This is a genomic window from Bacillota bacterium (assembly GCA_012839765.1).
Lineage (GTDB): Bacteria > Bacillota > Limnochordia > DUMW01 > DUMW01 > DUMW01.
Genome location: DUMW01000008.1, coordinates 1 through 15,771, shown reverse-complemented (window position 1 = coordinate 15,771; position 15,771 = coordinate 1). Strand labels below are relative to the sequence as shown.

The window sequence follows — 15,771 nt, the reverse complement described above, 5'->3', positions numbered from 1 at the left end:
TGCTACTCCTTGGAGATAATCGTCTGCTTACTGGGGGTTCCCCGGGACCCGATCAGCGGAAATCGTCTTTCCAAAGCCGCCAAGGAGTACTCCACCACTTCTGCCGCTTCCCTAGGCGACATGGTCCCCACGGTCACCATATCCTGTTCCCTGATGGTATTCCACACGAAATTAAGACCCACAAAGGGGGTTACCCGTCCGGCGGCCATAGGTTTAATGGTCATCACCGGTTTTTTGGCCTGATGGATGATCCGGGCCACCCACTCCACCTCCAACTGCATGAGAAAGCCGATGGGATTGTAGATCTGGATGTAGGTCTCCACATCGGCCTCCATCTGATCCGCGTAGACCACCACTTCCGGCATATGGGCAGAAAGACCGGGAATCATGTTGCGCTCACGAATCAAACCAGTATAGTACTCCAAGCGGCGGATAGTCCTGCTTCCCCGGTCCACCAACTGTTCCACACAGGAGTGGTGGGGCAGACAAAGGGTCGTCCCGAGGGCAGCCACCCGATCTAGGGTCCTGGCTGCCTCCGCCCGGGCGGCGTCAGTATCTGCCACATTCAGGAAAGGCGTGTTGATCCTGATGCATCCTACCCCCGTCCTGTCCTCTGCCCGTTTAATGGCGCTGTCCATGAAGGGATACTGACTGAGCGGCCCCATGATACTGTCTACACCGGCATTGAAAAAGGTGACTAGAATCTCGGTAATCTTTCCTTCGTCCATGTGCTCCTTGATAAAACCATCCTTTGCTGGAGTGCGATGACTGAAACCAAGGAACCAGTTGGTACCAATGATCAAACGGGAGACTGAACACCCACCTACCATCGTCCTGGGAAACTTGGCCATCTTCCTTTACCCCCTCTATGTTGTTTTCCAAGAACTCACCGCCCACATAAGACAAAAAAGAAGGGTAGCAGACTCAGAACAAATCGAGTCCGTTACCCTCCAACAACTCATCGATGGTCACCAGCTCCACCCCGGCGGCATCGATATAGGGGAGCATTTCCCACAACGCTTGGTAAGTCTTCATGCGCACGTGGCCAATACCAATAGCGTAACCCCTTGCCACCGCCAAATCCACCAGTTCCTTGATTTTCCCTTTGATAGTGTCCACATCATCTTCGTGATCCAGAAACTTGTCATTTTTCAAGGTAAAGATGGCTTGCCGCAGACCTACCTGGGCCACCACGCTCTGGGCTGTGGTATAACTATCCAGGAAGTAATAGCCGTGTTCCTTCAACCATTGGAGCACCTTAGTCATGGTCTCTTCATCGGCGGTGACCCGAGAGCCCATATGATTGTTCATCCCCCGGGCATGGGGCACCGCAGCCAGATTAGCCGCTAGCAGCTCGCCAATCTCCTGGTCATCCAAGCCCACATAGATGGCCCCAGGCCCCGGATCCACGTTCTCATCCAAGGGCTCCATGGGCTGGTGCAGGATCACCCCTTTTCCCCGCAGGTACAAAGCCTGGCTGTGAATAACGGAAAAGGACAGATGGGGTAGAACAGCACCGGTGAAGGAACGTGGAAGGGCCAAGAATAGTGGAGCCGCCTCCCAGTCGTAACCCCAGTCATCGATGACAAGGGCCAGCCTGCCCCGGGGCGGCACCTTGGGAAAGACTCCAGGAACGGCACCGGGCCAAAGGGCCCAGATCCCGGACACAGGCCAGGCGGACTTATCCAGCAAAAGTCGGACCTGTAATCTCCCTTTGGCCTTGCCATCAAGAACGATCTCCACTTGATTGAACCGGGGACCATAGTTTTCTTGGACATCGGTGATAACCAGACCAGTGGTTTGGGCAAAGGCCATGATCCGCTGGGCATAATCCCGGACAAGGTGAATATGTTGCAGACGTAAATCTACAGTATAAATAGGCAACGTTGGGGCCAGATATCCGGTATATTTCCCCCCGGGTAGCTCCGCCAAGTGGGAGGTTAGTTCCTTGACCAGATCCTGTTCATAAGACTGAGGCACCGTTTCTGCCCGGTCTTCCACGAAGGAAAAGGAAAACAGCACCAAGGACGTGAGGACAAAATAACAGAAGGACAACAGGATGGAAATATGCCTGGGATCCAGCTTTACCTTGGGCAACGGAACTCAGTCCCCCTTAGGGAAGTGTCGGCTGGGAAACAGTCGTCGCCATAATCTGGCCAAAAGGCGCCCCAACCGGCCGGGACGCTGGCCCGCCCCATAGTCCACGTTAAAACGGCTGTAGGCACTAGGGGCCGGGATTACTCCCAGATGGGCGGAACTTTGTGGCAGGCTGATTATCCTTCGGGAACCATCGAAGATATTCTCGACCTCCAGCTCTACATCGGTATATAACCTGGTTTCGAAAACCTGATACCAGGTTTCCACCGGCACCCGATTCACACTGCGAATAATATCCCCCGTGGCCAAGCCCACCTCTTTCGCAATGGAGTGCGGTAACACATCGAGCACCATGGGGCCGTCGTCGTTGGTAAACACACCTTTGCGGCGCTCTTCTCTCCATCGCCCTAGGAAGATCACCAGTTCATGGCCGATGGGCGCAAACAGGGTCGCCACATACTGTAGAGGTAACCATTGACTACCTAGGACCGCAAGAACCAAGAGGACCATCGCGAAAACCAGCAGACTACCCGCAGAAAACCGGGTCTTTTCCTTAGGGTGGTTGGAAAGGGCAATGTCCCCATAGCCCACCGCGGCCACCACCAGCCAGGGGAAGTAGACAAGGATACCGTCGGCAGGAACTTCGATGCTGGGCCGAATCAGGGGCCACCACTGGGGCATGGTGGCAAAGTCCACCATGAATTCCGAGGTAAGCAAAATGCTAAACAACCCAATAAAGGGCAAGGGCCAGAACTTCTGCAGGAGAAATCCTCCCACTACTTGCCCATCTTCCTTCCGGACATACACCGGGAGGGGATCTTGGGCGCCGGTGAAATAGATCAGGATGGCCTCCACCAAGTGGAGGATGGCGACGAGACTCATCAGGGAAGGAACGTCCACCTCGGGCCAGCCCACGATCAAACTGCAGGCAGCCACGATCCCCCCACCGTAGGAGAAGCACAAAAAGCGCGGGTAGATCAGCATCAGAATGAGAGCCAAAGGCCAAACATAGATAATCCCTGCATGGGAGAGGGAGATGCCAAGGATAATGAATAGTAAAGACGCCAGGAACCCACCGAGGATCCCGTACCCCAAAGCCCTCAGGGTTTGCCACCGGGGATCCTGCCCCTCCGCACCGTACATCCGCTGCTTTTGCTCGGCAATATTCAGGTATTGCCGATAGACCAGAAACAGCACGATCGCAGTGACCACGAGGAAGGTGGGTTCCGTGATCATCTGGGGAAGACTGCGAACAATGTCAAGGAAAATATTCAGAATCCAGAAATCCATGGGCACTCAACCTAAGCGGCCTGGGATAACGATCCACTGAGAATGTCCTGCATTACCTCCAAAGCCTTCTGAATCTGGGGATCCTCCAGGCTGAAGTACGTGGTGCTAAGTCGCCGGGCCCGCGCCTCTTCGGGAGTGGCAGGTTCGGGCAGTTCTACCACATAATGGGGTTCTATCCCCTTCTCATTGATGGAGACTCCTCCGGCAGTCAAGTACTCGGCAATGGTCAAGCGCATGGCCGCGCCATTAGGCAGTTCCAACACCGCCTGCACTAACCCCTTGCCAAAACTGGTCTCGCCCACCACGAAAGCTCCGGCCCGATCCTTTAAGGCACCAGCTACAATTTCCGAGGCAGAGGCACTCCCCTTGTTCAGCAACACCACCACCGGCAAGCCATACCACTTGCCATCCTCCCGCACCCCATGGGAGACCCGTTCGTTGTCCCGTACCACATAGGTCTTATTGTCTCCCCGGGACATGAACATCGCCGCCACATCGCTGCTCCGAAAGACCTCATGGACCGTGTCACCCATCGGCAAGAACATGGAAGACACATCGATCGCACTCCGCAAGGTACCGCCGGGGTTGTCACGCAGATCTAAGATCAAGCCCCGCATACCTTGTTGACTTAACTCTGTGAGCGCCCCATCCAGTTCCCGGGCAGTCTGCAGTTTAAACTCGTTGATCCGCACATAGGCCACATCGGAGGTGACCATGTGGGCTTCGTTAATGTCCGGAGTCTGCACATTAGCCCGGACGATTCGCACCGTAAACTCCTCATCACCACGCCGGATGGTCAATTCCACCGGGGTTCCCTCGGGGCCACGCATGGAATCCACGGCCTCCAGCATGGACATGTATTTCGTTGGCCGTCCATCAATGGCCATGATCTCGTCACCACTTTGCAACCCTGCAGCATATCCTGGGGTTCCCGCAATGGGAGAGACAATGGTCAACTGGCGCTCATAGATCGTAATCACGATGCCCACACCGCTGAAGTTACCCGTAGTATCCACCTTCATCTCTTCATACATCCTTGGGGGCAAATATTGGGTGTAGGGATCGACGAGATCCACCAGCATCGCTTCCAAATTGCCGTACTGCACATAGCCTTGGAGCATCTGCTCGACATCAATGGGCTTGTAATACAAGGTCTCCATCAAGGCCATGATCTGAAAAAGCTGCCGGGCCTCTTCATCGACCGCATCTTTAGCGCCAACTTCGAAGATGGAGCGCACAGAAAAGGCCGCCACGATGAGGACTAAGAGTATGAAAACGACGATGAATCTGCGCTTGGTCAAGGAAAATTACTTCCTTTCTCCGTTAAATAGATCTGGCTTCTTCGATTATACTGTAAGCCAAGAAGCGATGTCAAAATTAGAACCCGCTGAATCCCTCGCCCAAAACCTCCCGCGCGTCGGTGATAATCATAAAGGCCGCGGGGTCTTCCTCGTGCACCAGCCGCTTCAGCCTCACCACCTCTGAACGGGAGACGATCGCCATCAAGATTTCCCGCTCCCTTTGGGTATACATGCCCTTCCCATGGAGGGCCGTAACTCCCCGCTCCAGTTCCCTTAGGATCCGGTCACTGATCTGTTGGGGCCGTTGGGAAATGATAAAGGCCGCCCGCGCTCCGCCTTGTCCCTCCTGGATCAGGTCGATGGTCTTGCTACTCAGATACAACGCGAGGATGGCATACAGGGCCGCTTCCGCACCGAAGAAAATACCTGCCACACCAATAATGATCATATCAATAATCAACAGACTTTGGCCCACGGTCAGGCGGGTAAAATGATTCAATAGCCGGGCTGCCAAGTCGGTGCCGCCAGTGGAACCGCCAAAATAGAAAGCAAGGCCAATGCCAATCCCCGACAAAACTCCACCGTAGATGGCGGCAAGTAGAGGATCTTGGGTCACCGCGGGCACGAAGGGTTCCAGTAGATCAATGGTAAGGGAAAGGACCACGGTCCCCACGATGGTCCGCACACTGAAACTGACGCCGATGATCCGAAAGGTAGCGTAAAGAAGAGGAATATTGATAGCCAGCATGGTCACACCCACCGGAAGGCCGGTGACGTGGTAGAGGACCGTAGCCAGGCCACTGACACCGCCCGCGGCGATCCGATTGGGAATCAAGAAAGCCACCATGGCCGCGCCGGTAAGGAAAACTCCAAAGAGATTACCCAGCAGGGAGCCGATTGTTCTTAGGCGTACAGCCAACCTGTACCCCCCCAAGCATGATTTCCGCCCAGTATAGTCTTCCCTAGATGGTTATTCCCACTGCGTCCGACGGTGCTAATTACTGGCTGTTCCATCGGAGGATACATCCTGCGCTGCGGCCGCCTCCTGGACCCCTTGGGCCTGGCGCACCATCCGGATAAAGACCGGTAACGCCTTTAAACGGGGAAGTCGCTTCGGCTGCCGGTACACCCGATATAACCATTCCAGCCCATGTTCCCGCATCCACCGGGGCGCCCGGTTTACCCGGCCCGCCCACACGTCGAAGCTACCACCAAGGCCAATCCCCAGGCGGATCCCCGCGGACCGCCCATGGGCGTAAAGCCATTTTTCCTGCCGAGGAGTCCCCAAGGCCACGAAAAGAACATCGGTCTTCCGTTCTCGGATGTCCGCCACGATGCGTTCCGTTTCCTCCGCAGAGAAGTAGCCATGGTGGGTACCCACAATCTGGGCCTGGGGGTATTTTTCCAAAAGGCGCGCCCGCGCCTCTTCCGCCACACCGGGCCTGGCTCCTAACAGATAGATCCGAGCCCCCATCTGCGCGGACAACCGGCAGATCTCTTCGCCCAGTTCCACACCGCAAATACGCTCGGGTAAGGGGGCATTGAACCGGGCGGCGGCCCACACCAAACCATACCCGTCGGCTACAACATATGCGGCCTGGTGCCAAATATGACTAAGCTCCGCATCATCTTGCGCGGTCACAACCATTTCGGCATTGGCGGTAAGCATCTGTTTTCCGCTGGGGGGGCCCGCCAGAATCCCCTTGATTCGCTCTAAGGTTTCCGCCATGGTAAGGCGGTCCACCGGCAGCCCTAAAATGCTTATCCTATCCATGCCGTCCCTCCGCTAACTACAAAGATCATCCACAAGCTCCTTAAGACCTGCCCGGGCCTGTTCCTGCAACTGTAACACTCTACTCCGTTTCGTCCGATCGTAACTGCCCACGTGCCGCAACTTGGCCCCTACGGCCTGGAGCACTTCTTCCACCGGAACAGCTCCCTGGACACATGGGAAGACCGGCTCATCCAGCTGAACGCCGAAGGCCCCCACCTTGGGATCCGTCTGCAACCCCACGGCCCCGGTCCCCCCCACTGCGGCAAGAATCAGACCATGGAGCCGCATACTGACCAGCACATCGCAGCGAGAGATCATTCCCGCCATATCACCGGGGGGAATGGGTAGCTCCAAGCAGAGGGCTTCTTCTTTCATACTTTTCATGACCGCGTAGATCACGGGTAGGTCCTGGTTCGGATACAAGGGCAAAAACAAGGCCCGACAATCATAACGGCGGACAAGTTCATCGGCCAGCTCCGCAAGATACTCAATCCCCGCGGGAAACTCCTCCCAAGGCCGCAGCGCAAGGCCCACGATAGTACTCCCACTATATGGTTCTCCAAGCATCTTGAAAATCCTTTGTACTCGCCCTTGGGGCGCCGGTTCCAACAATAGGGCTGGGTCAGGCACAAGTCTAGCCTCCTCGAAAAAGGACGCGGAGACCTCATCCCGCACACTCAAACCCCTAAGCTGTGCGGCCACCCGCAACAGACTAGTACGGTTCTTCGGCCGCAGGATCGGACCAATCCCCATGGCATGCCAGTACACCTTCTTGCCCAAACGCAGGGCCAACCGGGTCAAGGTCAGGTAGTACCAGAGGCTGCGGGTGCTGGTCACATCCTGCATCAGCCCACCGGCCAGCACCAGCCCATCCCCTTCCCTTAGGGCCCGAAGGATTGCCACTGGGTTGTAACGAAAGACCGCTTGCACCTCATAGTCCCTTGCGGTGGCCTGGGGATGATGGGAAAACACAGTGATCTGCTCGATCCGCCCATCCCTTTTTAGATAATCGGTCAGGACCGCGAGAATGGCTTCATCCCCTGTGTTATCGTAGCCGTAGTAACCGGCCAAGACCACCTTTGCCATTTACATCACCTGCATTCACCAAACACCATAATACCATACCCAAAGGGATCCCTAGGACCAGTCCAAGGGCACTGCGGTAAAGGCTAATTGTCAGAGGAGTGTGGGCATGGCAGAAGGAATTTAGGACCGAGATGGGGGCTAGGGAACCGGTCGCAAGCCACAGGGCCCTGGGGCCCTCCCCTTTGGCCAACCACCCGTAGGCCACCCATAGGGCGGGATAGCCCACCAAGAACTCCTTGAAGCGGGGCCGCACCACCAGCATCTCCGTAAGAAACTGACGGATACTGCGTTCTAACTGAAGGATCGGGGCAAGACCGGTCCCGGTTCGCAGCAGATAGTACACAAAGGCTAGTCCCACGGGGAAAAGCAAGTACCAACGGATCTTTCGTCGCCTCTGCCCCTTGAAGGCCAACAGGAAGACCGCCACCGGCGGCACGGCCCCGGCTAGCTTCACCCCCCGAAAGCCCGCCAGGCCCAACATGAACCGGGTGTCCGCCAGTAAAGCGCCAAGGAACAAAGCGCCCAGGACGGTTACCAAAAACACCTGGCCCAACCCTCGCCCCATGGCAAGCCAAAACCGCTTTTCCTTCTCCAGGATTTCCTTGCCGCGCCGAATCCCGTATACCGGAAAGACGAGGGTAACTAGAAGTGCTAACACCTGCCGAACCAGGACATCGCCCCCCACCAATCGGGCCCCCAGCGTAGAGAGGAATAATCCCCCCAGAACCAAGAGATCTCCCCTTAATCCCAGACTGTCCAAGGACAGGTAGACCACGGACCAAACCCCGAGGGCAAGGAGGAGAACTGTCCACAGCCCTGGTTGAAAGGAAGAATAAGGTTGGGGAACGCCCAGGGAAAAACCGGCGTCCTCAAGCCGGGTAATCAACTGTTCAAGGTATGCTTGGTTTGTAGCCACCGGATCAGCCACATCGGCAAATAGGTAAACATATAGGATGGAAATACCCCGTTCCCGCACCGCAAGTAAGAAGCGATCACAGGCTCCATCTGGATCGTAGTCCGCCAAAGCATCCTTCGGAAGCTGGTGACACCGGAGGGGCGTGCCCCCAAGCCCCGGGGGGATCGCAAACTCCAATACCCCCCAAAGGCCCTGATCCACCGTCACCTCCGGCGCAAGGACAATGGTAACCAAAGGGCGCAGATCCCTCACCTGGTCCCTCTGTTGCCCGTCGGTCACCACCACTAGCCCCTCCGCCGGAGGAACGAAAACCGGTTCCTCGCGCAGATCAAGGCCATAGACCACCCCTGGGGGTAGGGACAACCCCACCCTTTGGGCATCCCCTAGATCCACCGCGATGAGGACGGTCCGATGGCTCTGTTCCAATCCCCAACGCAGAATCACGAGGACCAAGGCACAGATTAGGGCCACCACCAGGGCCAGCTGGGCGAGTCTTTTCATAGCACTACTTTCTTCTCAAGTACGCTTGGATAAAGGGATCCAGGTAACCATCCATCACTTTCTGTACATCCCCCACCTCCACATCGGTGCGGTGATCCTTCACCAGGGTGTAGGGGCAAAACACATAGGAGCGGATCTGATTTCCCCAGGCAATTTCGCCTTTTTCCCCCGAAAGGGCGTTCAGTTGCTCCTCCTGTTCCCGTAGCTTCAGCTCCAGCAACCGGGACTTGAGGATCTTGAAGGCCGTCTCCTTGTTCTTGTGCTGGGAACGTTCATTCTGGCACTGGACCACGATCCCTGTGGGTAGGTGGGTCAACCGCACAGCGGAGTCGGTCTTATTCACATGTTGTCCACCGGCCCCACTGGCCCGGTAAGTGTCGATGCGCACATCATTGAGATCCAGTTCGATCTCCGTATCCTGCTGCACCTCGGGCAGGACGCTCACCGAAGCAAAGGAGGTGTGACGCCGCCCCGCCGCATCAAAGGGGGAAATCCGCACCAAACGGTGGACCCCCTTCTCCGACTGCAGATACCCGTAGGCATAGGGTCCGCTGATACTCAACGTGGCACTTTTGATCCCGGCCTCATCCCCTGGCAACAGGTCGAGAACCTCCACCCCATAGCCATGATCTTCGGCCCAGCGGGTATACATCCGCAGCAGCATCTCCGCCCAATCCTGGGACTCAGTACCTCCGGCCCCGGAATGGATGGTAAGGATCACGTTGTGATCATCATAGGGACCGTTAAGCAGCATGGTAAGTTCCAGCTGATCGATGGCCCGAGCCACCTGCTCCGCCTCCCGGTGCAGCTCCTGCTGAATGGACTCATCCTCGTCCTCCTGGGCCAAGGCCAAAAGCGTCACCAGATCGTCGTACCGGGACTGGAGGTTTCGAAACTCCTCCACTTCCTTTTGCAAACTCCGCAAACGCTTGGTAGCCCCTTGGGCTGCCTCGGCATCATTCCAAAAGGCGGGATCCGCCATTTGGCTTTCCAATTCTTGAATCTGTGCCTCTTTGACCGGCAGGTCAAAGATAATCATCCAATTCGCGCAGACGTTGACCTAAGGTCTCAACCAAATCCTCCAATTCAGACAAACCGATAATCTCCATTTTACATGAGAAGGCCCCAAAGCCTCCTCCTTGCCTCCTTAATTTAGATTAACTATTCTGGCCACAACACTTCTTGTACTTCTTCCCTGAACCGCAGGGACAAGGTTCGTTCCGCCCAATTTTCTGCACCCGGCGGGGCTGGGCAGCCCTTTTGCCCTCGTCCCCGTGGCTAGCCACCAGGTTGACGGCCCGTTGGCGGGGAACCGGTTGGGCGGAGGTAGGCTGCACCCGGAAGATATACCGGGTCACATCCTCCCGGATGGCCGCGATCATCCCGTTGAACATATCGTTACTTTCGAATTTGTACTCCAACAGCGGATCCTGTTGGGCGTAGGCCCGCAGGACGATCCCTTCCTGCAGATCCCGCATATTGTCCAGGTGCTCCATCCACTTGCCGTCGACGGTGGTCAACAGGATCAACCGTTCGATCTTGCGCATGGCTTCAGGGGTCAGTTCCTTCTCCCGCTCCTGGTAGATCCTACGGGCTTCCCCCTTGAGCCGAGCCCCAATTTCCTCAGCGCTACCGAAGGTGATGTCCTCGATCGTAAGGGTACTGCGTCCCGCCACCAAATCCTTGAAACCCTGCAGCAACCCAGGTAGATCCCAGTCCTCAGGGTAGATTTCACTACTGGCAAACTTGGCCACCAGGGCATCAATGGTCTTGTCCACCATATCCAGGACATCTTCCCGCACCGACTCTTTGGTGAGGGCCAGTCGCCTTTGGGAATAGATGATCTCCCGGTGCTTGTTCAGCACATCGTCGTATTCCAAAACCCGTTTACGAATGTCATAATGATAGGCTTCTACCCGCTTTTGGGCCGACTCGATAACCCTGGACACCTGGGGCGACTCGATGGGTTGATCCTCCTCCCATCCTAGCCGTTCCATGATGCTGCTGATCCGGTCGGAACCAAACAGGCGCATCAAATCGTCTTCAAAGGAAACATAAAACCGGGAGGAACCGGGGTCTCCCTGTCGACCGGAGCGGCCCCGCAGCTGGTTGTCGATACGCCGGCTCTCGTGGCGCTCGGTACCGATCACATGAAGTCCACCTAGCTCCACGACCCCTTCGCCCAGGACAATATCGGTACCCCGTCCAGCCATGTTGGTGGCGATGGTCACGGCCCCTGCTTGCCCCGCCAACTTAATAATCTCCGCTTCCTTCTCATGATACTTGGCATTTAGGACCTGATGGGGCACGCCCCGGCGGCTCAGCATGGCACTTAGCTTCTCCGATACCTCAATGGAGACGGTACCCACCAACACTGGTTGCTTCCGTTGGTAACACTGTACAATCTCCTCGATGATCGCCGCGTACTTGGCCTCCTTGGTCTTGTAGACCACATCGGGATAGTCTTTCCGGATCATGGGCTTGTTGGTAGGAATGACCACCACGTCCATGCCGTAGATGCTGATGAACTCCTCTTCCTCCGTTTTTGCGGTACCGGTCATCCCCGCCAGTTTCTCATACATGCGGAAATAATTCTGGAAAGTGATACTGGCGAAGGTCTTGCTTTCACTTTGAACCGCCACCCGCTCCTTAGCCTCGATCGCCTGGTGCAAACCGTCGGAGTAACGGCGCCCGAACATCAGCCGACCGGTGAACTCATCCACGATGATGACCTCGCCGTCCTTCACCACATAATCCCGGTCCCGGCGGAAAAAGCGCAGGGCCTTTAGGGCGCTGAGTAGATAATGGTTAAGTTCGAAGTTCACATCGTCGTACAGATTCTCAATCCCCAGGAGCTTTTCCACCTTGGCCACACCGGCTTCGGTAAGGCTGATGGTCTTCGCCTTCTCGTCCACCAGGTAGTCCTCTTCCACCTTCAGCTTAGGGGCAATATCCGCAAAGAGGCGATACTTGTCAGTGGCATCCTCCGCCTGCCCAGAAATGATCAGCGGTGTGCGGGCCTCGTCGATTAGGATGCTGTCCACCTCGTCCACAATGGCATAGTGCAGTTCCCGCTGCACCATGTGCTCCGGAGACAACACCATATTGTCCCGCAGGTAATCGAAGCCGAACTCATTGTTGGTCCCGTAGGTGATGTCACAACTATAGGCTGCTTTCCGTTCCCCATAATCCAGGCCGTGTTTGATCACCCCCACCGACAACCCCAGAAAACGATAGATCTCCCCCATCCAGTCCGCGTCCCGCTGGGCGAGATAATCATTTACCGTCACCACATGCACACCGCGGCCCGTCAGGGCATTGAGGTAGGCCGGAAGGGTAGCCGCCAGAGTCTTTCCTTCACCGGTCTTCATCTCCGCGATACGACCTTGGTGCAACACAATACCACCCATCAACTGCACATCATAATGTCGTTGCCCCAAGGTCCGCCGGGCGGCTTCCCTGGTAACGGCAAAGGCCTCCTCCAGAAGATCATCCAGGGTCTCGCCCTGCTGGAGACGTTGGCGGAACTGGTCCGTCATTGCGCGCAATTCTCCATCGCCCATGGCCTGGAACTTCGGCTCCAGGGCATTGATCCGGTCCACCACCGCCGCTAACCGCCGGATCTCTTTTTCGTTTGTATCAAACAGCTTCTTTAACCGCTTAAACAATGGCATGTCGAGTAGACGCTCGACCTCCACCTCACTCTTTGCTGGATTCTTCCCGGTGAGTGGGTTGTCCACACCCCTCACCCTTTGCTCTAAAGGGAACCAAGAACCCAAGGGTCCTCAAAAAGGGGGAGCTCCCCCGTGCACAGGCTTTCGCACCTGTTGCAATTATAGCATGCTGAAAAGACCCGCTCAACTAAGCCCCCGGAGGCCGAAAGAAGCCTTCTTTCGGTTGCACCCTTTTTTGAACCATCGCCCTTTGGATCAACCAAAAGACACCAAGGGAGATGATCACATCCCCGATACTAAACACCCGGGCCCGCTTGTACCCCGGGATATACAGCCAGTCCGCCAAAAAGGTAAGCACCGAGGCATCGGTCAATTTGGTATGGGTAATATAGTCCCCGGTCTCCAACAAAGCCCCCAGTTCACCCAGACCCACCGCCTCGAGACTATCAATGGAAACAGGCATCCGGCCGCCATTGGCACAGATCACAATCCCGTTAAGCAGAACACCAAGGCCGATAACTACGAAGGCCCGTTCGTGGCGGTTAGCCCACAGGGCGATGAGCAACAGCCCGAAGGAAAACAAATTCAACCACGAGCCAAACCGGACAAAAAAGTCCACCCCCCGCTGGGCAAGAAAGAGGGAGCCCCCCTGAAGCAGGCAAGCGATGAGAATCAAAGGAATCTGCCGCACCGTTAAGTTGCCTAGGTTCTGCAGGCTGCCCTTACGTAAAAGCCCCACCACAAGGGAGATAATCGCCGCATCAATGAGCATCGCTACCATTCCCTTCCGCTTCCCGGGAAACGATGGGCCGAATCGTCTCCTCGCACTGGAGAAAAACCGCGATGACCCTGGGATCAAACTGGGTCCCACTGTTTCGCAGTAGTTCCGCCTTGGCCTCTTCAAAGGACAGGGCCTTCCGATAAACCCGATCGGAGGTCATGGCATCAAAGGCATCGGCACAGGCCAAAATCCGCGCTCCTAGGGGGATGCTTTCTCCCGCGAGTCCTGCGGGGTAGCCTTTCCCATCATAACGCTCATGATGGTGCCGAATAATATCTGTAACGCCCCTCAAGAAACCCACATCTTTGATCATGTTGGCACCGATCTCCGGGTGGGCCTGGATCTGATGCATCTCGTCCTCGGTGAGCTTGCCCGGCTTATTCAGCACCTGCTCACTTACCCCGATCTTGCCGATATCATGCAGCAAACCCGCGTAGGTGATGGTCTCAATTTCTTCCCCCGAAAGATCCATGGCTTCGGCCAGGATGTAAGAAAGGCGCTGGATGCGATCGCCGTGGCCCCGGGTATAGGGGTCCTTGGCATCCAAGGCGGCCGCCAAGGCCTTGATGATATCGATGTGGGCTTTGCGCATCTCACTGTACTGCTGGAAAGAAAACCGGGCCAGAAACAGGGGCATAAGCAAGAGAACCGTCCCCGGAGGGCCGAGGGGCCCTTCATAGATAATGGCAATGAGGATGCCCAAGGGACTTAGGGCCAAGTAGTTGGGGATCACCCATTTGACGTTAGACCGCCAGACCTTGCCCACGGAGATCCCCTGGTCCAGGGTGATCACCATCGCCACCAAGAAGGCATTGACGGCAAAATAGGCTAAGGTAGCCATCGCCAAGGGCAAAAATCCCCTTACCAGGTCAATATCCGGTGCAATTTGGCCTCCAAACAGCTGGTAGGCTAAGGCCGCGGCCAAGGTGGACAAGAACACTTGGGAGGTATCAAAGGCAATTACGCGCAGGGGTTTCCGCTGGCAGAGCACCCGCAGCAGCACCGCCAGACTCACCATGGGGGCAGCCATCGGACCGAAAAGAAGGACCGCGGCAAAATCGATGGCAAAACAGACGCTGACGGCACCCCCGTAGGGGATGGGCACCCTGAGCAGATCACCAATGATGGACAACCCTACAATCAAAGCTAGATCCAAGAATCCCGGCAAGGGATAAGTCCCCAGGATCCAGGCCAAGCCGCCCAGGGCCAGTAGGGAGATTCCCGCGATATAAACTCCGATTCCAAAAGCCCGCCCCATTTGTCGCTCCTCCCACTACAAAAAAACCGGCACCTTGCTCTCAAATAAAATTAGGACCAGGTAAACCTGGAACCGCCAGCTAGCAACAGGCTACTAATCACAAGCAAAACCTTAAGAACCTTGGCTGCCATGGAAAATGCCCCCCATTCCCTTTAGGCTTGGACATTTCCCGCTCCGCTCAAAGATGTCCAGCAGCCGCTTCGCTCGAGCCTAAGTTACAAGGTGCCGGTAAACTTGTCTTCTTCAATACAGACTACTGATCAGACCGAGCCTGCGGTTCACCGCATCCATGGTGGCTCTAACTGTGGCTTCCAACTCGTCGGAATGGATAAGAGCGCAACCCACAAACAACTCTCCATGGAGTTTACCCAGGCAACTAACCCCCACCACGATGGCCTGCTGGTCCGCAATGGCACATTTCGTCACATCCTCCACCACAAAGACAATGTTATCTGAAAGGGCTTTGCTCACCGCATCTAGGGTGGCGGCACTGGCAATCCTTAGTCGATTGGCATCGGAAGCGGCTCCCTCCTGGGAACCCAAAAACACCTGGTCCCCAAGCCCCAATTCCACTTCCAGCGTGATGAAATTCTTGCTGGTGGAAGCGCGGATCCCGAGAATCTGCAGCCGTTCTTCCACCACGTCATGACCGGACTTCAACTGAACCACGCTGATTTTGCGATGATCTACGTTCATGCCAAACTGGGTCACAAAAATAGTCTCGATATCCCGCACAATCTGCTTGGGCTGACGATTGGGTCCGGCCAGAACATGGATCTCGGCAACTTCATCCCGTTCATCGAAAAAAACCTTAACGCTCTCGATCCCCTCTATCCTTTGGAGGTGTGCTTCCAAAATCTGCTGCGACCAGTTCTGCTCCCCCATATTTCTTCCTCCGCACCCGATAATGGTCTAATCTCCAAAATTCGACCAATTCCCAGCAATTCCTGCTTGACGCGCAAAGGGTCCTGGGGTTTTGACATAAGCCCAGGGAAAAAAAGAAAGAACGTGTGCTAAGTTGACCGTTCGATCCCATATCGTTCCAATATTTCATCTGGCGTGCCAAGCTCCTTTGGCAGTAGTCTCACCGTGT

At 55.9% G+C, this 15,771-nt stretch carries 13 protein-coding genes; all 13 read right to left on the bottom strand.

The window, feature by feature from the left end; all coding sequences use genetic code 11:
• Nucleotides 1-2: 2 nt before the first annotated feature.
• The 13 genes from GXX57_00590 to GXX57_00530 all read right to left on the bottom strand — a co-directional run bounded on the left by GXX57_00590 (nt 3) and on the right by GXX57_00530 (nt 15,563).
• Nucleotides 3-851, bottom strand: a complete 849-nt coding sequence (locus tag GXX57_00590) for a hypothetical protein (protein HHV43151.1) — start codon at nt 849-851, stop codon at nt 3-5.
• Between the two features lie 73 nt (nt 852-924).
• The gene (locus GXX57_00585) at nt 925-2,097 is read right to left on the bottom strand and encodes a divergent polysaccharide deacetylase family protein (protein HHV43150.1); all 1,173 of its coding nucleotides are present in this window, start codon (nt 2,095-2,097) and stop codon (nt 925-927) included.
• Nucleotides 2,098-2,103: 6 nt separating this feature from the next.
• Entirely contained in the window at nt 2,104-3,387 is a 1,284-nt protein-coding gene (locus GXX57_00580; GenBank protein ID HHV43149.1) for a PDZ domain-containing protein, read from the bottom strand.
• 11 nt (nt 3,388-3,398) lie between these two features.
• The gene (locus GXX57_00575; GenBank protein ID HHV43148.1) at nt 3,399-4,688 is read right to left on the bottom strand and encodes a S41 family peptidase; all 1,290 of its coding nucleotides are present in this window, start codon (nt 4,686-4,688) and stop codon (nt 3,399-3,401) included.
• A 76-nt stretch (nt 4,689-4,764) separates the two neighbouring features.
• Entirely contained in the window at nt 4,765-5,535 is a 771-nt protein-coding gene (locus GXX57_00570) for a YitT family protein (protein HHV43147.1), read from the bottom strand.
• Nucleotides 5,536-5,682: 147 nt separating this feature from the next.
• A complete protein-coding gene (locus GXX57_00565) occupies nt 5,683-6,462 on the bottom strand; it encodes a WecB/TagA/CpsF family glycosyltransferase (protein ID HHV43146.1) in 780 nt (259 codons plus the stop codon).
• 12 nt (nt 6,463-6,474) lie between these two features.
• Nucleotides 6,475-7,548 carry a polysaccharide pyruvyl transferase CsaB gene (gene csaB / locus GXX57_00560; protein HHV43145.1) on the bottom strand — a complete coding sequence of 358 codons (1,074 nt, stop codon included), beginning with the start codon at nt 7,546-7,548 and terminating at the stop codon, nt 6,475-6,477.
• The gene (locus GXX57_00555; GenBank protein ID HHV43144.1) at nt 7,508-8,965 is read right to left on the bottom strand and encodes a hypothetical protein; all 1,458 of its coding nucleotides are present in this window, start codon (nt 8,963-8,965) and stop codon (nt 7,508-7,510) included. The genes csaB and GXX57_00555 overlap by 41 nt, the downstream gene beginning before the upstream one ends.
• 4 nt (nt 8,966-8,969) lie before the next feature.
• Nucleotides 8,970-10,004 (bottom strand): peptide chain release factor 2, encoded by a 1,035-nt coding sequence (locus GXX57_00550; protein HHV43143.1) that lies wholly within the window; start codon nt 10,002-10,004, stop codon nt 8,970-8,972.
• Between the two features lie 118 nt (nt 10,005-10,122).
• A complete protein-coding gene (gene secA, locus GXX57_00545) occupies nt 10,123-12,633 on the bottom strand; it encodes a preprotein translocase subunit SecA (protein ID HHV43142.1) in 2,511 nt (836 codons plus the stop codon).
• 193 nt (nt 12,634-12,826) lie between these two features.
• On the bottom strand, nt 12,827-13,420 hold the full coding sequence (locus GXX57_00540) for a DUF5317 domain-containing protein (GenBank protein HHV43141.1): 594 nt from the start codon (nt 13,418-13,420) through the stop codon (nt 12,827-12,829).
• Complete coding sequence (locus GXX57_00535; GenBank protein ID HHV43140.1) at nt 13,401-14,678, bottom strand: HD-GYP domain-containing protein; 1,278 nt, start codon at nt 14,676-14,678, stop codon at nt 13,401-13,403. Before GXX57_00535 ends, GXX57_00540 begins: the two co-directional genes overlap by 20 nt.
• Before the next feature lie 243 nt (nt 14,679-14,921).
• Nucleotides 14,922-15,563 (bottom strand): hypothetical protein, encoded by a 642-nt coding sequence (locus tag GXX57_00530; GenBank protein HHV43139.1) that lies wholly within the window; start codon nt 15,561-15,563, stop codon nt 14,922-14,924.
• Nucleotides 15,564-15,771: the final 208 nt, after the last annotated feature.